This is a genomic window from Longinema margulisiae, assembly GCF_025266855.1.
Taxonomy (GTDB): Bacteria; Spirochaetota; Brevinematia; order Brevinematales; family Thermospiraceae; genus Thermospira.
The window spans coordinates 173,348-191,194 of record NZ_CP053071.1 but is presented as its reverse complement, the minus strand read 5'-3'; the positions used below and the strand labels follow the sequence as shown (position 1 = coordinate 191,194).

Below are 17,847 nucleotides of genomic sequence, written 5' to 3'. Positions count from 1 at the left end.
AGAGAAAAAAGCCCCTTACCGTGAGAGGTGAGGGGCTTTTTTTATGGACTTTTTTGAGAAGAGTATTCCTGATTCACAGGACCAATTTTTTGCATTTTCTCTGTTTTTGGTGTATACTTTATTCAAGAAAAGGGGGACGGTATGGCCGCAAAGCCTTTGCGCAGGGTGGGGAAAACCCGGATTGTGCCTTTTGCCCTTCGGATAGCCCTGATTTTTTCAGTCTTTATGTTAGTGTCAAACTTTGCCACTAACTATATCAATCTCACTCTTCATCAGGAAGCCTTAGTGGAACAACTCAGACTTCTTCTGGTAGAGAATCTCAAGGAACTCTATACCTATGCGGGCAATCAGTATGAAATTTATGAGATTCAAAAGGACCTTGATCAGGCCAAGAATGCCCTTACAAACAAAGCGACAATGACCTTCAAAAACAAAGGTTCCTTTTTTGTGATGGTGGATCCAGCCGGAGAGGTGATAGCGGCGGCGGGAAGTGGAGCGGAGACGGTAGGACAGGCAATACTCGAAACTCTTCTCCAGCGTCAGAATGAGGGAATGGATGATGGATTTCTTTCTGTGCGGGCAGAAGGAAAAGAGTACGTCTTTGTGTACAAATATCATCCTCGGTGGAAGGCTTTTCTTCTTCGGGGAGAGAAGCTTCAGGAGTTTTATGCCAAGTCGAGGCAGATTTTCTGGATTGTGCTGGGGCTCATTGTCGTTATCTCTCTTCTCCTTACCTGGGTTGGGCTTCGTCTGATCAGATCGGCCACGAAGTATCTTCAGGTGATGACAGAGAGTATTCTCAAGATGACCCAGGAACAGCGACTCGATATCATTGACCTTCGTGGGGCATCAAATGATGATATCACCTTTTTGGGGGCGGCCTTTAATTCTCTTTCCAGTACGGTGAATAATCTTCTCTTCATCTTTCGTAAATTTGTCAACAAGGACATTGCGCTTCAGGCCTATCGGGAGAAGGAAGTTCGGCTTGAGGGGAGGGAAAGGGAGCTCACGGTGTTATTTTCTGATATCAAGAGTTTTACTTTTATTACCGAGACTTTGGGGACGGATATTATCAAGCTTCTCAATCTTCATTATGACAGAGCCATTCGTGAGGTTTTGAATCGGGAGGGGATTATTGGGTCTATCATCGGAGATGCTCTTTTGGCGGTTTTTGGTGTGCTTGAAGGGGGAAAAAACAAGTCCTATCAGGCTCTTCAAGCGGCGTATGGGATTCAGCGTGTTGCCCAGTCTCTCAGAGACAAAATGCAGGAGAAAAAACAAAAGCTTCTTGAGCTCAAACAATCCTTCACCGAAGAGGAGGAAAGGCTTCTCAAGGCGGTGATGCTTGAGGTAGGGGTGGGTATCGATGGTGGTAGGGTCTTCTATGGAAATATTGGTTCCTACGAACGTATGACAAACACAGTTATTGGCGATAATGTGAACTCCGCTTCGCGACTTGAGGGTCTTACGCGGGTGTATGGGGTTCCTGTGATTTGTTCGGAGTATGTGAAGCAGGATATAGAGGGCAATGGCTATGGGGAAGAGTTTCTCTTTGTAGAGCTGGATCAGGTCCAGGTCAAAGGAAAAACAGAGGGAAAGCGTATTTTCTGGCCTCTTTTCCGTTCCCAGATAGATGAGAAGAGAGAACAGGAGATCAAGATTTTTGAGAAAGCTCTTCAAGCCTACTATGAAGGAGAATGGGAAAAGGCAGAAGAGTGGTACCGCCAGATATCACTCCCTTGTGCTGCGGTGTTTCTTGAGAGAATAGAGGGCAAAAAACCACCAAAAGGATGGAGTGGGATATGGACCATGACAAGCAAATAACCCAGTGGATACAGGATCCAAAGTCGTTTTTCTTAGCAGAGGATATCAGTCATGAGGGGGAAAAACCACCTCTCTATATTCTGGAAGAGGAATTTGCCAAGACAAAGAAGAATCGTCCCTATCTTCTTTATTTGACCATTATCCTGGTGAGTGGAGTGGTCGTAGCCCTGAGTTTTTTTGTGGCACGATGGTACCGTGAGCATGCCGTCACTACTGAGGTAAAGGTAGAGGATTTTCAGGACTTGAATCTCAAGGAGATTCTCGAAAATTATGCCAAAAGTCAGGATGCCCTTTCTCAGGCAAGGTTTGAGCTTGATACGTTGAAACAGGAGTATAGAGATCTTCAGGCCAAGGTGAGACAGCGTAAGGTGCAGGAAGAACTTCTTCTTGCTCAGCAGGATCTTTCTGAGGAAGAAAAGCTCAAAAAATTGGCTCAAATAGCCACCAATGCCCTGAGAGAACTCAAGCAATTGGAGGAGACCTATCTTCCTCAGATTCAGGCCAAGGAGGAGGAGATAGGGCGTTTGGAGGAAGAAAGCCAGAAGTATCAACAAGAGGTCAAAGGTGTGGCTAAAAAAACTCCTGTAGGGGATGCTACGAGGCAGGCGTATGAGGCAAGGTTAAAAAAACAACAAGAGTATTACCAGAATCAGATCGCAGAACAGAAACGCCGTTATGAGCAGGAGAAACTGGAATTGAAGCGCTACTATGAACGTTATATAGAGACCCTTATTCGTCGGTATAATCCTCTTTTGACCACCCCTGATCTTGAAGAGGCTCTGCATTATCAGGTTTCCAGTCGTCCAGCTTCTCCGGTATGGGCGTCTGTGATTCAGAAGTATGGGATTCCCTTTTCTCTTGAGGAGGTTTCAAGACAGCAATCCTATCAGGAAAGGCTTCTCAAGAGGCTTCTTCTTGTGCCGTACACCAATAGTGTGCCTGTGGCCCTTGCTCAGATTTATGCCTATGCTTCCGGGATACGGGGGGAATATGAAGCCCTTGGTCGGGTAGTGGGAGATATCTTAGAAGAGAGAGAACAGATCTGGAAACGCACGCTGCAGGGGTTGGCCCGTTATGTGCGGGAGAGAGGAGAAAACGGTCTTGTGATTTCGCCGGGCAAGGTGGCTCTTGTGGTGATGGATCCAGTGTATTCTGTGAGGACAGGAGATACAGGATATGTCTTCCGACAGGACAATCAGATGATTGCGCGGGTACGTTTTATCCTTTCCAATTATCAATCAGTGTTTGTTGAACCAGTGGAATGGTATGACAGCAAAAAGGAATTTCAGGTCTTTGATAGAATTGTATTACGACTCAAAGGAGAGGGATTATGAAGAAAAGTTTTTTTCTGTGTATGGTAATGTTTACCTCTCTGTGGGCTATTGATTGGCAGGGGTATAACCTTGAGGTTGTTCAACAGACCAATAAGAATGAGATTCCCATGGTGATTTTGAAGGACAATCGAGGTTTTGTTTTTTCTGTGGAGAATACTTCGCTTCTTTTAGAGGAGCAGGTGGGAGTACTTTTGCAGATCAAGGATATTGTGGCTCAATGGTCGAGGATTGTACCGGAGAGCGTTTCCTTTATCCCGACGGAAAACGGTCTTGAGATTCTTGTGCTTCCGAAGGTGGTCATATACCGTGGGGAAAATATGGTTTCGTATATTCCGGCTGGGATACGATTTTCGTGGCGAATGGGGCTTTTTTATGATTTCAAGATGATAGTAGGGACAAATCTTGTGCGTATGCGAGCGGCGTATGAGAACGAAGAGGAACTTCTCTCTCGTATGCATCGAGCGGTGAAGTATCCAGCTCTTTATATGCGTTCTGATGACATGGATATTCTCCTTCAAAAGGTCGAAGAGGTCGAGGAAAGGCAGGTTGTTCTCGAAGCCGAGAATACAGCCCTCAAAAAGCTTTGGATTGCCTATCTCAATCGGAATTTCTTTGGCCAGTTGAGACCAATCGCTGATGAGAAGATTGAGAGAGTGGTAGTCACCAAAAAGAATAATCCTCACTGGGGACGCAAGGACATCTATCAAAAATTGACCTCAGAAGGGCTGCGAATATCCCAAAAAGAGGTTGATCTGATCCTCCTTGTGTATTTTGGAGAATAGGGATATCGAGTGGTGTCATGAAGGCTTTGCTTGAGGCTTTGTCAAATTCTCTTGATTGGCAAAAGATCCAGACAGCCCTTGAGAAGAGGGAAATAACCTCTTTTCTTCCCTTGGGTTTTTTGGGGTTCTGGTTTACTTTGCTTCAACAGAAGGGATATCAGGTGATTTATGTGGCACGAAATGAGATTGAAGCCGAGGAAGTCTACCAGAGTGTTCTCAGTGTCGGAGGAAGGGCAAGTTTTTTCCCTGAAGTGGATGTGATGCCTTATGCCCATGTTCTTCCCTCTCTTGACAAACTGGGAGACAGAATGAGAACCCTTGCCCGTCTTTTGGATGGCCATGGCGAGGTCATTATAGGAACCCCGGAAGCCTTGGGAAGAAAACTTCCCCCTCCAGCCTTTTTTCAGAAATCGGCAAGAACAATAAAAATTGGCAAAAAGATAGACAGAGAAGAGTTTATTGCATGGTTGGGTCGTTCGCATTATCTTCGAGATTACAAAGTCCTTGAACCTGCTTCCTTTGCGGTAAAAGGGGATATTGTGGATGTGTTTTCTTCTCATTTGGATAAACCGTGTCGTATCGTGTTTTTTGATGATGTCATCGAGGAAATCAAGTTCTTTGATGTGGCTTCACAGACTTCTTTGGAAAAGGTAGATGAGATTATTCTTCTTCCGGCTACTGAATTTGCCTGTGAATGGGAGTTTCCCAGGACAAAGGAAGATGAGGATATTGCGAAAGCCCACTCTACTTTTGTTCGAGGATATAGCCAGCTGGTGAGCTTACTCAAGTATGCCTCTGAAAAGACGATTGTCTTTACCTCTGGGGAGAAGGAAACTCTCTGGGGGGCTATGTACCAGAAGTATATGGGGATGGAAAATCTCTTCTGGTCATGGGAAGAGTTTTCTCGTGATATTTCTCATGAATGGATTTGTGTGAGAACAGGAGAGGAAGAGTTACTTCTTCCCGGTATTGCAGAGGCTCCTCTGTATGGGGAGGGGTTTTCTCTTTTCATGGAGAGTCTTGCTCATCATTATTTAGCCGAGGGCTACAAAGTAGTGATAGCCGTTGAGTTTGAGGATCTTGCCAAAAGGCTTGAGAGGATTTTGCAGTCTTTTGCCGCAAAGAGGGTTTCCCGGGAGGAGATGGATCTTCCTCAGGTGAGTATTGTGGTCATGGATTATGAACATGGTTTTGAGTGGAGAACGGGAAAGATTCTCTTTCTTTCTGAGAGTGATATTTCCGGCAAAAAACGGGTGTTTCGTAAACGCCTCAGGCAAATGGATACGCTTGTTGATGATTTGGCCAGTATTGCTATCGGGGATTATGTGGTTCACCTGAATTATGGGATTGGTATCTTCCGCGGTGTGGAAAGGCTTTCTATCTTAGGCAAGGAAAAAGACTATATTCACCTTGAGTATGCCCAGGGGGAAAAACTCTATGTTCCTCTTGAGCAGTCTTCTCTCATTGGAAAATACATCGGGGATCCATCGCATAAACCTACCCTTGATTCTTTGGGTAGTAAGAGCTGGGCAAAGAAGCGAGAGGCGGTGGAAAAGAGCGTCGCTGAGTTTGCGAAGAGGCTGGTTTCTCTCTATGCCAAGAGGCAGTCATACAAAGGGCATGCCTTTTCTCCGGATACCGTATGGCAGAGAGAATTTGAGGATAAATTCGAGTACATTGAAACCCCTGATCAGGTGAAGGTACTTGAGGAGATAAAGAGGGATATGGAGTCTTCTCTCCCTATGGATAGGCTTCTCTGTGGGGATGTGGGGTTTGGAAAAACAGAAGTAGCCATGAGAGCGGCTTTCAAAGCGGTGATGGATGGGAAACAGGTGGCGGTGGTAGCTCCTACCACCGTTTTGGTGGAGCAACATTACTACACGTTTACGAGGCGTTTTGAGGGTTTCCCTGTGAAGATTGCCTTTCTCTCTCGTTTTACGGAAAGGACACAGGAAAAGCTTATCCTTGAAGCTCTGAAAAACCACCAGATTGATATTTTGATTGGGACTCATAAACTCTTTTCTTCCCGGGTGGAATTTCATAACTTGGGGCTTGTGATTCTGGATGAGGAACACAAGTTTGGAGTCGAACAAAAGGAGATTCTGAAGGAACGCTACCCTCATGTGGATTTTTTGAGTCTTTCGGCAACGCCCATCCCGAGAACACTCAATTTAGCCCTTGCGTCCATTCGGGATATGAGTCTTTTGCAAACCCCTCCGGACATGCGAATCCCTGTGGAAACAACCGTGGCGGATTTTAGCTGGGAGATTGTACGTTATGCCATCCAGGAGGAATTTCGACGGGGAGGACAGGTGTATTTTATTCACAATACGATTAAAAATCTTGCCGAATATGCGTATCGGATTCAACAGGAGGTCCCAGAGGCAAGGGTGATTATCGGTCATGGGCAGATGGAAGAAGAGATGCTTGACCATGCCTTTATGGGGTTTGTGAGAGGGGAGTACAATGTGTTTGTTTCGACAACCATTGTGGAGTCAGGGCTGGATATTCCGAAAGCCAATACGCTGATTGTGAGTGATGCTCACCGTTATGGTCTTTCCCAGTTGTATCAGCTGAAAGGACGTGTCGGAAGGGGAAAAGAATTGGGATATGCCTATTTTCTTTATCCTTCTGGGCGTGCTCTCACCGAAAATGCTCATAAGAGGCTTTTTGTGATTAGTGAGTATACGGATTTAGGAGCAGGTTTTCAAGTGGCCATGAAGGATCTGGAAATTCGTGGGGCAGGGAATATCTTAGGTAAAGAGCAGCACGGAAATATCTTGGCGGTCGGGTATGATCTGTATGTTCGTATGCTTCGCGAGGAGATTCAGAGACTGAAAGGGGAATATAAACCTGTGGTAGAACCGCTGATAGATCTCAATTATACAGCGGCTATTCCTGATGGGTATGTTCAATCTTCTGTGGAAAAGATGGAGGTGTATAAACTGATTCTCTCTGTTTCTACTGAGGAGGATATCAAAAGGCTTTCGGAGATCCTGAGAGATCGCTATGGACCATATCCGGCTGATATGGAGACCCTCTTTGAGATAGCGAGGCTCAAGATTCGGGCAAAGCAATTGGGAGTGGATTCTATCATCGAGAAAAAGAAGTATATTCATATCCATTTTATCCATCCCCAGGTGGTAAATGTGGAGAAACTCCTTGCGGTGAGTCGCACAGGCAAACATCGCTTTGAACTTGATCCTGCTGAGCCGTCTGTTATTCTTTATGAGAGTTTTGAGGGAAGTGTGGAGATGAAAGTCAATAGGCTTTTGCGGTTTTTTGAGGATATTTGTGAGGGGTGATTGGTGGGGTATTTCTCGGGGGAGAGGACACGCAGGAAGGGGAGGAGATATCTCCTTTCTTCAAAGAAAACGCTTCTATCTCTTTTTATTTTAATAGTTTATACGACATCTTTTTGAGAAAAGGAGAGGTCTAAAAAAAGAGACCCTTGCACGGGTGCTTTCGTGCCCTTTCTAGGTCAGGGGCTACGCCCCTCTCCCCCGCTTTTTCCATTTACAAGGGCTTATTTGTCTTTTTTTGTTCAAAGGAATAGTTTTATTTATTACGTTAAGAAACATTTTTATACTATTTTTTGTTTTTTACTACTTTTTTGAGACCTTCGCACATTCGTGCAAAGGTCTCAGAATATTTTACTTCTTGGTTAGATCTCTTGGGCGTCGATGATATGACAACGAAGACGAAGGGATTGTCGTTTGAGTTGAAGGGTAGGATAGGTTTCTTTGAGAGGGGTGAGATCGATAGACACAATCTCTTCTGGTCGTGTACTTGGCGGAAGGGTGATATGCCAGGTGAGAGTCTGATGAATATATCCCTTTCCCTGACAGCGGTAGCAGTGTTCCTGGTGGCCTCCACACACGGGACAGGTTTGTTTTGTGGGGATCATCAGAGGGATCTGGTATCCTAACACAAGTTCCAGTTTATAGATTTCAACGGTGATGTCGGCTTGAAAGTGGTCAAGGTAATCTTCGGTGGAAAAATCCCGACTTACCTTGAAACCTTCGGCAAGGATATTGGCAAGAGAAAGGTTATAATGAATGCGTTCTGTGGGTATGGTGGGAAAGGATTTCTGGGACTCACGATTGGTGGGAGAGATGGCCTTTTCGCTTATCAGGAGACGATACGCAGCCACGATCTCCTTGTAAGTTTCCTGAGTAGCAGGATTTTTGTCAGGGTGGAATTTTTTGGAAAGTTCTCTGAAACGTTTTTTGATTGTTTCAATGTCAGCCGTAGGTTCAAGCCCCAGAATTTCATAGGGGTCTTTCATGATGTTCCCTACATATCAAAATTTTGTCCTAGGTAGATACGTCTTGCTTCTTCGTTGGTGGTGAGTTCCTCATTGGTGCCGGAAACAAGAATTTTGCCTTCGTAAATGATATAAGAACGGTCCGTGATGCGGAGGGTTTCCCGAACGTTATGATCGGTGATGAGGATACCAAGTCCCATCTCTTCCCTGAGCTGGAGAACAAGGTTCTGGATATCGGCAATGGCAATCGGATCAATTCCTGTAAAAGGTTCATCTAAGAGGAGAAAATCTGGTTTGAGGGCAAGAAGCCTTGCTACTTCAAGTCGTCTTTTTTCTCCCCCCGAGAGGGTAAAACTCATCTGTTTACGAACTTTCTGAAGGCCTAATTGGGAGAGAAGTTTTTCGGTGGTTTCTTCAACTTCGTCTTTTGTTTTGCCGTGGATGTCCAAAACAGCTTTGATGTTGTCTTCTACAGAGAGCTGGCGAAAGATGGAGATTTCCTGAGGAAGATAGCCTATCCCCATTCTGGCTCGTTTGTACATGGGATAACTGGTGATATCTTCTCCATTGAGATAGACACGTCCCTCATTCGGTCGAACCAGGCCGACGATCATATAGAAGGTTGTGGTTTTTCCCGCGCCGTTTGGACCAAGGAGTCCGACCACTTCTCCTCTTCGGATGTGAAAACTGATGCCCTGAACGACGCGGCGTTTTTTGTAAATCTTGACAAGATTGTCTACCACGATCCCTTCGGCAAGGTATTCTCTTGCGTTTTCTTCTCTGGTGAGCATGCTATTTTCCTTTGATGTAGGAGATAACTCGTGCGATGGTGGATTTGAGGTCTTTGCGTTCTACCACAATATCAACAAATCCATGCTCTAAGAGAAATTCTGCACTCTGGAAGCCCGGTGGGAGTTTTTGTTTGATGGTCTGTTCTATCACACGTGGACCAGCAAAGCCGATGAGAGCCTTTTTTTCAGCAATAATTACATCCCCAAGCATGGCAAAGGATGCGGTGACTCCTCCTGTGGTGGGATTGGTGAGGACGGCGATATAAAGCCCTCCTTCATCAGAGAAGCGTTTGAGAGCCGCAGAGGTTTTAGCCATTTGCATGAGAGAAAGAATACCTTCGTGCATTCGTGCTCCACCAGAGGCACAAACAATGACAAGAGGACGTTTGTGTTTGGTGGCATTCTCTATCGCTAAGGTGATCTTCTCTCCGACCACCGATCCCATACTTCCACCAAGAAAGTTAAAATCCATCACGGCTAATTCGATCATATGACCTTCAAGTTTTCCGTAGCCGGTAACGACGGCATCTTTGAGGTTGGTTTTGAGCATGGCATTTTTTACCTTTTCAATGTAGGGGGTGCCGTCATTGAAATTGAGTGGGTCAGCGGAAACGATATGGTTAAATGTTTCCACGAATGTCCCTGGATCGATGAGCATCTGGATTCTCTCAAAGGCATTCAGTTTGTCGTGAAAGCCGCAATGGGGACATACGTGGAGATTGTTTTCCCAATCCTGGTTGTAGATGATGGAATGGCACTCAGGACACTTGGTCCAGAGTCCTTCATTTTGTTTGATAGTGGCACTTTTTTTGATCGTATATTGTGGTTTTACAAACCAGGCCATACGCACCTCCGTTTTCGTCTATTTGGCTTCTTTGTAATACTGGATGGGTTTCTGATATTTCTTGTAGTTCTCAAGCACTTCTAAAGCCTTTCGGAGCTGGTTGTCATACTCAAGATTATACACAGGGGGAAGTTGATCTATCATTTTCTCCGAATAAAGCAGGTAATCCAGGGCAAGAAGTGGAACAGGGAGACCGGCTTTCATGAGATTTGTCTGGAAAGTAGCCACATCATTTCTGGTGTAGTTGGGCTTTTCTTTGAGAAATTCCTTGATAAGGTTGGTAGATTGAAGTTTCACAAGAGCATTTTTCTCAATGTCGCTTAAGGTTTCAGCCCAGTATTTTTCTTCTATATCTGGTTGTACTCCTACCTTGTCGATGGTTCTTCCAGCCGGTGTGAAGTACTTCGCCACGGTAAATTTGATTTGCGAGCCATCTTCGGGGAAAGGATAGGTCTGCTGCACAGAACCCTTGCCGTAGCTCTTGGTACCTACAATAACCCCTCGTTTGGTGTCCTGCATAGCCCCGGCAAAGATTTCGCTTGCACTGGCACTTCCTTCATTGATGAGCACAACAAGCGGAAGAGTTTCTGGAATAAGTCGCTTCTGAGGAATAGCCCGGTAATCTTCAGCAAGCTGGTTGTTTCTTCCCCTCACATACACAATAAGGCCCTCTGAAAGGAAATAGTTGGCACATTCTGAAACAGCTGAAAGAAGTCCCCCGGGATTGTTCCGCAGGTCTATGATAAGACCGGAGAGATTGGACTTCGTCATCTGTTCAAGGGTGTTTTTGAAGTCAAGGGCGGTAGGCATACTGAATTCTATGAGGCGGATATAGCCATACCGTTTGTTGTTTGTTTCGATGATGGAGGATTTCACAGTGGGGACCTTGATGACCGCACGGGTGATGGTAACCTGGAAGGGTTCTACACCGTCTCGGCCAATGGTGAGGGTTACTTTGGTACCGGGTTTTCCCCGGAGAATATTCACTGCTTCTGTGGAGGTGAGCCCTTTGGTGGACTTCCCATCAATCTCTAAGATTTTGTCGTTAGGTTTAAGTCCAGCTTTCCAGGCGGGAGTATCTTCGATGGGGGCAATGATGGTGAGTTGCCCGTTTCTGTCACCAATATGGATGCCAAGTCCCCCAAAGGTTCCCCCTATGTCGATATTGAACTCTTTGGTAAGTTGTGGATCCATGAAGGTGGTGTAGGGATCTCCCGTATTTTCTAACATTCCCTTGATTGCCCCATAAAAAAGAACCTTGGGGGTGGTTTGTTTTTCATCGTAGAATTGTTCTCTGATAATATTGTAGGCGGTTAAGAACATATTCATGTATTTGGTGTATTCAGGATCAAGCTGTGGGAGGGTAGCTGTAGTTCTCTGGGCGTAGAGGGGATTGACAAAGGTTTGCTGGAGGCCAATAATAAGCCCCCCTACTAAACACCCCAAGAGAAACGTGAGAAGATAAAACCGTTTTTGTGAACGCATATACACTCCTTTTTTGGTTTTTGTAGAGTATATTATAGATGAAGTGAGAAGGAAATTCAAATTTTGGGGTTTTTTGGGTGGGAAAGAGTATAGGCCCAAGACTCTCTTTCCCTCCATCCTCTATGAGTTGATATGGAATGGCTGAAAAATTGACTTTTTGCTGAAGGTAGGCTATAATAAAAAATATGACAAGAGGAGGAAAACATGCCACCCAAAATTGAAGGCGCACTCAATACAATTATCGGTGAAGGTTCAGCGTTTCAAGGGAAATTTTTTGTTCATGGTTCTTTGCAGGTTGATGGAAAATTTGAGGGCGAGCTTCGTGTAGAGGATCATCTCTATATTGGCGAAACCGGAAAGGTCAAAACCCAGGTTCTTCGAGCGCGAAAGATTACCGTAGCAGGTGTGGTGGTGGGAGACCTTGAGGCATTGGAAGAGGTGAAACTTTTAGCTACCGGACGGGTTCTCGGGAATGTAACAGCTCCCCAGCTTTCCATGGAACCAGGGGTAGTTATCAAGGGAAATATTCTTATTACCGCCGGTCAGAAGAAGGAAGTGGAAAAACTCATCGAGGATGCCTACAACGCTGGTCCTTCTATCAATTTTGATGCTATGTTTGAGGAGAAAAAGGAAAAGATCCCGGAGATTACTTCCGCTAAAGAAAAAGATAGCAAATTTTTATGATCCTTCTCAAAAACAGTATCGAAATAGAGTACATACGAAAGAGCAATCAGATTATTGCCTCTATATTTCGTTCGCTTCATCCTTATATACGTCCAGGAGTGAAGACGAAGGAAATAGATGCCATGATCGAGGATATGATTCTCTCCCGGGGGGCACGTCCTTCTTTCAAGGGATACACACCGGGAGGGTCTTTTCGTCCTTATCCCGCGGCAAGTTGTATCTCTGTAAATGAGGTAGTGATTCACGGAATCCCTGGAGAGTATGAGCTGAAATCCGGCGATATTGTGAGTGTGGATATAGGGGTGGATTTCCATGGCTATTACGGGGACGCTTCCTATACCTACCTTGTTGGGGATGTGTCAGAGCGAGATAGAAAATTAGTCGAAGATACCAAGAAGGCCCTTGATTTAGCTATCGAGGTATGCCATGAAGGGGTCTATCTGAACGAAATTGGAAGGGTTATTTCTTCCTATCTTCTTCCAAAAGGGTATGGGATTTTGCGGGATTACTGTGGCCACGGGGTTGGAAAAGCCCTTCATGAGGATCCCCCGGTTTTGAATTATTATGATCCCAAGCGGAAGGGACCGAAACTAAAAAAGGGTATGGTGATAGCGATTGAACCGATGGTGACTCTTGGGACCCATGAGGTGAAAGTTCTTCCCGATGGCTGGAGTGTGGTAACCAGGGACGGAAGTCGTGCTGCTCACTGGGAACACTCGATAGCGATCACCGATGGAGAACCCCTTATTCTTTCGGCATGGGAATAGACCATGATGTGGGATGCGCTGGTTATTGGAAGTGGAATTGCAGGTGCGACGACAGCTTATCTTTTGGCTAAAGAGGGACTTTCCGTTCTTTTACTTACCAAGGCAAAGGATCCTCACGAATCCAATACCTATTACGCTCAAGGTGGGATTGTCTACAAAGGTCCGGACGATTCTCCGGAACTTCTCATGGAGGATATACTCAGGGCTGGGGCAGGGATAGCCAATCCAGAAGCAGCAAGGATTGTGGCCACCGAAGCGGAAGAGGCTGTGAATGAGGTACTCCTGCAGGCTTTTGGTATTGCTTTTTCTCGTAATGATGAGGGAAGTTATGATCTCACGGAAGAGGGGGCTCATTCGGTTCGTCGTATTCTCCATGCTCTGGATAGTACAGGCAGGGCTATCGAAGAAGCAGCCATAGCCACTCTGCGTCGAACCCCGGGAGTGGAATTTCGGTGTGGGTATCATGCTATTGATATTATCACCCTTGATCATCATACGCGTTATGCCAATAGAATGTATCTTCCTCCTACAGCTCTGGGGGTATATGCCCTGAATCAGACAACGGGGCGTGTGGAGAAGCTTTTGGCGAAAAATGTGATTTTGGCCACGGGAGGTATGGGTCAGATTTACCTTCATACAACAAACCCTTCGGGTGCCACAGGGGATGGGTATGCGATGGCCTATCGTGCGGGGGCGAGACTTATCAATATGGAGTATACGCAGTTTCATCCAACGACCCTGTTTCATCCGAGGGCAAGCAATTTTCTTATCTCAGAGGCGGTTCGGGGAGAAGGGGCTGTTCTGGTGAATAAAAATGGAGAAGCCTTTATGGGACGTTATCATGAGCTTCGGGATCTTGCGCCAAGGGATGTGGTAACGAGGGCTATTCTCTCCGAGATGTATGCCACCCATGAACCGTGTGTGTACTTGGATATAGCCCGTCTTGGCAAAGAAAAGATTCAAAGCCGTTTTCCGACCATCTATCAGAAATGCCTTGAATACAAGATTGATATTACCACAGATCCTGTGCCTGTTGTGCCGGCGTATCACTTCTCCTGTGGGGGAGTATATACGGATATGAATGGACAGACAACTATCCAGAGGCTTTTTGCCGTTGGAGAAGTGGCCTGTACAGGGCTTCATGGGGCAAATCGGTTGGCCAGCACGTCGCTTCTTGAGGGGGTGGTTTTTGGGCGAAGAATTGCTCGCTATCTTGCGGCCCATAGAGAGAGCTGGGAGTATCAGCCCTATGATGAGGTCCCTGAGTGGAAGGATACGGGAACGGAAACTTTGGATCCTGCACTCATCTATCAGGATTGGGCTCTTCTTCGCAATATGATGTGGAACTATGTGGGGGCTGTGAGAACAAAGAAGCGTCTCAAGAGGGCGCTTGTTGATCTCAAGAATCTTCGAGAAGACGTAGAAGATTTTTATCGTGATACCAAGCTTTCTCCTGAGATTATCGAACTTCGAAATGCCGTTCAGACGGGGCTTATTGTGGCCCAGCATGCCTGGACCAATAGGGAGAGTCGAGGGGCACATTATCGTTTAGATAGTGAGGCAGAGCTTTTCTGAGAGGACGCTCTTTTTTGGCGAAAGTTTTTTGTTCTAAGATCTTTTCACCAGTGAATTCTTTTGATTTGATTTTTTTAGGAAAAGATGTTATAGTAAACATAAGGAGGTTTCTATGCGGTGGTTTAGTTTTGAGGCTTTTACGGTGTTTATCGGTGTGCTTTTTATTCTTTTTGGTATTTCGCTTATTTTGAAGGCCTTCTGGAATATTGATCTTCCCCTTTTTCGGATAGGACTTGCTCTTTTTCTCATTTACCTTGGATTTGGGCTTATCTTTCAGCCCCCATGGAAGTGGGGACCGCAGGAAAGGGTAATCCGAGACGGTTCGGAGAGAAGCTGGATATTCTCTTCAGGAGCAGTTTCTTTAGAAGAAGGGGCTTCTACTTTTAACGCCATTTTCAGTTCACTGGAGGCGGATTTTTCTTCGCTTAAGGGAGAAGAAAAGCGGGTGATTGAGTGTAATGCTATATTTGGTTCTGTGGTGGTAACCTTGCCCCGAGATGTGCCTGTTCGTTTAGAGGGGCATGCCGTTTTCGGTAGCGTTCAATTTCCGGATAGGAAGAGTGTGAGTTTTGGTTCTCTTTCTTCGGAGGCTCAGTCGGCGGTGGTCATTGTAGCCAATGCCGTCTTTGGTTCTGTGGAATTCAAGGTGAAATAAACCCTACAAAAAGGAGGTATATATGAAACCATGGTGGAAGATTGGTGCGGGGCTTCTTATAGCAGGTGTGATGTTTGGAACGCAGTTTGATGACATGACCAATGATCTCAAGAAGGTGCTTGACGACGGCTCAAAGCAGGTGGCAGCTTCGTTAGCAAAGAATGTGGGTTACTATACCGGATCCGGGAATGTAACCCCAGCCAATGCCTCAGGTTTTTTGGGTCTCAAGGTGGGACTAGGGGCTGGAACGGCCCTTCCAGGGTATCTGTGGCCAGTGATTTTTTCAGGGAACACCTCGTCTCTTACGGGGGAGATGACCTCCAAAAATGCAGCTGGTTTTGAAGCCATGGCCAAGGTGGTGGGGCTTCTTCCCTTGAGCTATGATATGCTCTACGCCAAGATAGGGCTTCCTGTGATTCCTATGGATGTAGGACTTCGGCTTGGATTTTTCCCAGAACTTCAGTTTGGTACGGCAGACAACTATGTCAAATTGGGATTTTTCCACTTTGGGGCTGAGGCACGGTATAAGATAACCGGTATCAATTTGGTCTTTGCCAAGAGCCAGATTGAAGCCAGGGTATCCTATGACTATGATGGAGGGGTGATTGGGGCTTCTCAGAAGATGGCTACAGTCGCTTATGCTGATACAACGGTTATTGGTACCAATGAGATGACCATGGCCATGGAAAACCGCTGGGGTGGTTCTTCTCTTGGGTTGAAGGTCGTTGGGGGACTTTCGGTGATGATGTTTGACATTTATGGTGGGGTCGGTGTGAACTTCAATTTTGGGGAGGTGAATACCGCTCTCACGAGTAAAGTATCTTTTACCGATACCACAGGTTCTCTTGGCAATCAATCAGTAGAACTCAAAGGAGAAGGAAAGGCTTCCTATGATCTTTTTAACATGAGGCTTATGTTAGGTACCCACTTCTTTGTCTCGGATATCGCTCTTGAGTGGAATCCGCTCAACAACGCTCTTGCGGTGACTATTGTGCCCATCTCCCTTGCTTTTTAAGAAGACGAAGGGTGCTCCCCATGGGAGCACCCCTTTTTTTACTGAGAAAGTATGCAGGCTATGGAGAGTGGAGAGGCATGAGGCATTTCAGCGAAAAGGTTTTGGCATCATTTCTGTAGCCACGGGGTAGATGAAACGGGGGATAGCCAAAAAGGGAAATTTCTCACTTTTGAAAAAGAGGAAAAGAAAAACTTGAGTTTTTTGGGATTTTTCTGTATACTCATAAAAGCAAAAAAAGAGGTCTCTCTATGATTGACGATATTGATCCCTTACCAGCGTGTTTCCCTTCCTGGAGAGGAGGGGAAAAATGATCTGTGTGGTCGTAAATAATCCCAAGGATTGGTTCTTTCATTCTTCTCATATCAGGGTGGTATCTGCCAAGGATTATCTCACCAAGGATGAGTTTATTCAGGACAAAAATATCAAGGTTTTCAATCTTTGTCGTTCGTATCGGTATCAATCTATAGGGTATTATGTCTCTCTTCTTGCCGCAGCGAGACAGCACAAGGTGATGCCTACCGTTGCCACGATTCAGGAGATGAAAACCCAGAGTGTTGTCAAGGTTCTCACAGAGGACCTTGAGAGACTCATCAGTACGACCCTTGAAAAAGCCCCCCCTTCAGATGTTCAGGAAACCAAATTAAGTAGTGGCAAAAATGTCCCCATGTTTACGATGAGGATCTATTTTGGTCATACGGTGCGAAAGGATTATGAGAGGCTAGGGCAGGCTATTTTTTCTATCTTTCAGGCACCGCTTATCAAGGCTGTGTTTGTGAAACCCAATGGTCATTGGGAGGTGCAGAGTATTGTTCCTATTTCCGCCAATGAAATTCCTGATGCAGAAAAGATGTGGGTGGTGGAATTTGCGGATGTGTATTTTGCCACCAAGAACTTTTATCATAAAAAACGGCATTCTTCTCCGTATGATATGGCTATCCTGGTAAATCCTGAAGAGGGAAGCGATGCCCCATCCAATACCAAAGCCCTTCAAAAGTTTGAAAAGGCAGCCGAGGCTGTGGGATTCAATGTGGAGTTTATCACCAAGGATGATTATAGCAAAATCGCTGAGTTTGATGCCCTTTTTATTCGTGAGACAACCAGGGTAAACCATCATACCTTTCGTTTTGCTCAGCGGGCGGAAGCAGAGGGGCTTGTGGTGATAGATGATCCTTTGTCTATTATCCGCTGTAGCAACAAGGTCTATCTTGCCGAACTCATGCATCGGGCAAGAATTCTTACCCCAAAAACATGGATTTTACATGAGGACAATACCGAAAAGTTAGTCAGAGAGGTGTCTTTCCCTTGTGTGATGAAACAACCCGATAGCTCTTTTTCTCGAGGAGTGGTAAAGGTCAATGATGAGGCAGAGTTTCTTCGGGAAGCGGAAAGGCTTCTTGATATGAGTGATCTGATTGTTGTCCAGGAGTTTCTTCCCACCAGTTTTGATTGGCGGGTGGGAGTACTCAACGGCGAGGCTCTCTATGTCTGCAAGTACTACATGGCCAGCAAACACTGGCAGATTGTCAATTACGCCAAGGAAGGGCAGGATAAATACGGGAGGTTTGAGACTCTTCCTGTGGAACTTGCCCCACGGAAACTTATCTCCATGGCGCTCAAAGCAGCCAGATTGGTGGGCAAGGGGCTGTATGGACTGGATATCAAGCAGGTTGGGGACCAGTTTTATTTGATTGAAATCAATGATAACCCGAATATTGATGCTGGAATTGAGGATAAGATTCTGCGGGATCGTCTCTATCGTCATATCATGCAGTACTTTGCTTTAGAAGTCAGCCGACGGAAAAATCTTCTCTCTTCCTGAGAGGA

General features: G+C 45.6%; 14 protein-coding genes. 10 read left to right on the top strand and 4 right to left on the bottom strand.

Translation table 11 applies throughout. The features are described 5' to 3' along the window. Positions 1-141 precede the first annotated feature (141 nt). The 4 genes from BREVNS_RS00910 to mfd are packed head-to-tail and all read left to right on the top strand — an operon-like array spanning position 142 to position 7,245. Entirely contained in the window at positions 142-1,824 is a 1,683-nt protein-coding gene (locus BREVNS_RS00910; RefSeq protein WP_483427198.1) for an adenylate/guanylate cyclase domain-containing protein, read from the top strand. Further along, positions 1,803-3,158, top strand: a complete 1,356-nt coding sequence (locus tag BREVNS_RS00905) for a hypothetical protein (protein WP_483427197.1) — start codon at positions 1,803-1,805, stop codon at positions 3,156-3,158. The genes BREVNS_RS00910 and BREVNS_RS00905 overlap by 22 nt, the downstream gene beginning before the upstream one ends. Beyond that, positions 3,155-3,940 carry a hypothetical protein gene (locus BREVNS_RS00900; RefSeq protein WP_483427196.1) on the top strand — a complete coding sequence of 262 codons (786 nt, stop codon included), beginning with the start codon at positions 3,155-3,157 and terminating at the stop codon, positions 3,938-3,940. The genes BREVNS_RS00905 and BREVNS_RS00900 overlap by 4 nt, the downstream gene beginning before the upstream one ends. Positions 3,941-3,957: 17 nt before the next feature. After that, the gene (gene mfd / locus BREVNS_RS00895) at positions 3,958-7,245 is read left to right on the top strand and encodes a transcription-repair coupling factor (protein WP_483427195.1); all 3,288 of its coding nucleotides are present in this window, start codon (positions 3,958-3,960) and stop codon (positions 7,243-7,245) included. Between the two features lie 359 nt (positions 7,246-7,604). Here the strand turns inward: mfd and BREVNS_RS00890 are convergent, their stop codons facing one another. From BREVNS_RS00890 to BREVNS_RS00875, 4 genes are read right to left on the bottom strand one after another with little or no spacing between them, the layout of a single operon-like run. Further along, a complete protein-coding gene (locus BREVNS_RS00890; RefSeq protein WP_483427194.1) occupies positions 7,605-8,228 on the bottom strand; it encodes a DnaJ domain-containing protein in 624 nt (207 codons plus the stop codon). An 8-nt stretch (positions 8,229-8,236) separates the two neighbouring features. Next, positions 8,237-8,998: an LPS export ABC transporter ATP-binding protein gene (gene lptB, locus BREVNS_RS00885; protein WP_483427193.1), complete on the bottom strand. Its 762-nt coding sequence runs from the start codon at positions 8,996-8,998 to the stop codon at positions 8,237-8,239. Between the two features lies 1 nt (position 8,999). Then, complete coding sequence (gene accD / locus BREVNS_RS00880) at positions 9,000-9,842, bottom strand: acetyl-CoA carboxylase, carboxyltransferase subunit beta (protein WP_483427192.1); 843 nt, start codon at positions 9,840-9,842, stop codon at positions 9,000-9,002. Positions 9,843-9,860: 18 nt separating this feature from the next. Then, positions 9,861-11,327 (bottom strand): S41 family peptidase, encoded by a 1,467-nt coding sequence (locus tag BREVNS_RS00875; RefSeq protein ID WP_483427191.1) that lies wholly within the window; start codon positions 11,325-11,327, stop codon positions 9,861-9,863. 204 nt (positions 11,328-11,531) lie between these two features. On the opposite strand from BREVNS_RS00875, the gene BREVNS_RS00870 reads away from it, so the two are divergent. From BREVNS_RS00870 to BREVNS_RS00845, 6 genes are all read left to right on the top strand, one after another. Continuing rightward, positions 11,532-12,011, top strand: a complete 480-nt coding sequence (locus BREVNS_RS00870) for a bactofilin family protein (protein ID WP_483427190.1) — start codon at positions 11,532-11,534, stop codon at positions 12,009-12,011. Next, positions 12,008-12,778: a type I methionyl aminopeptidase gene (gene map / locus BREVNS_RS00865; protein ID WP_483427189.1), complete on the top strand. Its 771-nt coding sequence runs from the start codon at positions 12,008-12,010 to the stop codon at positions 12,776-12,778. Before BREVNS_RS00870 ends, map begins: the two co-directional genes overlap by 4 nt. Positions 12,779-12,781: 3 nt before the next feature. Continuing rightward, on the top strand, positions 12,782-14,353 hold the full coding sequence (gene nadB / locus BREVNS_RS00860; RefSeq protein ID WP_483427188.1) for an L-aspartate oxidase: 1,572 nt from the start codon (positions 12,782-12,784) through the stop codon (positions 14,351-14,353). Positions 14,354-14,465: 112 nt separating this feature from the next. Continuing rightward, positions 14,466-15,008 carry a hypothetical protein gene (locus tag BREVNS_RS00855; RefSeq protein ID WP_483427187.1) on the top strand — a complete coding sequence of 181 codons (543 nt, stop codon included), beginning with the start codon at positions 14,466-14,468 and terminating at the stop codon, positions 15,006-15,008. A 22-nt stretch (positions 15,009-15,030) separates the two neighbouring features. Next, positions 15,031-16,023, top strand: a complete 993-nt coding sequence (locus BREVNS_RS00850; protein WP_483427186.1) for a hypothetical protein — start codon at positions 15,031-15,033, stop codon at positions 16,021-16,023. Positions 16,024-16,330: 307 nt separating this feature from the next. Continuing rightward, a complete protein-coding gene (locus BREVNS_RS00845; RefSeq protein ID WP_483427185.1) occupies positions 16,331-17,842 on the top strand; it encodes a RimK family protein in 1,512 nt (503 codons plus the stop codon). The last annotated feature ends 5 nt before the right edge of the window (positions 17,843-17,847 follow it).

What these genes read in the sequence shown, in the direction of transcription:
- BREVNS_RS00875 (WP_483427191.1), bottom strand. Translation starts at nt 11,327, where the DNA reads ATGCGTTCACAAAAACGGTTTTATCTTCTCACGTTTCTCTTGGGGTGT.
- BREVNS_RS00870 (WP_483427190.1), top strand. Translation starts at nt 11,532, where the DNA reads ATGCCACCCAAAATTGAAGGCGCACTCAATACAATTATCGGTGAAGGT.
- BREVNS_RS00910 (WP_483427198.1), top strand. Translation starts at nt 142, where the DNA reads ATGGCCGCAAAGCCTTTGCGCAGGGTGGGGAAAACCCGGATTGTGCCT.
- map (WP_483427189.1), top strand. Translation starts at nt 12,008, where the DNA reads ATGATCCTTCTCAAAAACAGTATCGAAATAGAGTACATACGAAAGAGC.
- mfd (WP_483427195.1), top strand. Translation starts at nt 3,958, where the DNA reads ATGAAGGCTTTGCTTGAGGCTTTGTCAAATTCTCTTGATTGGCAAAAG.
- BREVNS_RS00890 (WP_483427194.1), bottom strand. Translation starts at nt 8,228, where the DNA reads ATGAAAGACCCCTATGAAATTCTGGGGCTTGAACCTACGGCTGACATT.
- lptB (WP_483427193.1), bottom strand. Translation starts at nt 8,998, where the DNA reads ATGCTCACCAGAGAAGAAAACGCAAGAGAATACCTTGCCGAAGGGATC.
- BREVNS_RS00850 (WP_483427186.1), top strand. Translation starts at nt 15,031, where the DNA reads ATGAAACCATGGTGGAAGATTGGTGCGGGGCTTCTTATAGCAGGTGTG.
- accD (WP_483427192.1), bottom strand. Translation starts at nt 9,842, where the DNA reads ATGGCCTGGTTTGTAAAACCACAATATACGATCAAAAAAAGTGCCACT.
- BREVNS_RS00855 (WP_483427187.1), top strand. Translation starts at nt 14,466, where the DNA reads ATGCGGTGGTTTAGTTTTGAGGCTTTTACGGTGTTTATCGGTGTGCTT.
- BREVNS_RS00900 (WP_483427196.1), top strand. Translation starts at nt 3,155, where the DNA reads ATGAAGAAAAGTTTTTTTCTGTGTATGGTAATGTTTACCTCTCTGTGG.
- nadB (WP_483427188.1), top strand. Translation starts at nt 12,782, where the DNA reads ATGATGTGGGATGCGCTGGTTATTGGAAGTGGAATTGCAGGTGCGACG.
- BREVNS_RS00845 (WP_483427185.1), top strand. Translation starts at nt 16,331, where the DNA reads ATGATCTGTGTGGTCGTAAATAATCCCAAGGATTGGTTCTTTCATTCT.
- BREVNS_RS00905 (WP_483427197.1), top strand. Translation starts at nt 1,803, where the DNA reads ATGGACCATGACAAGCAAATAACCCAGTGGATACAGGATCCAAAGTCG.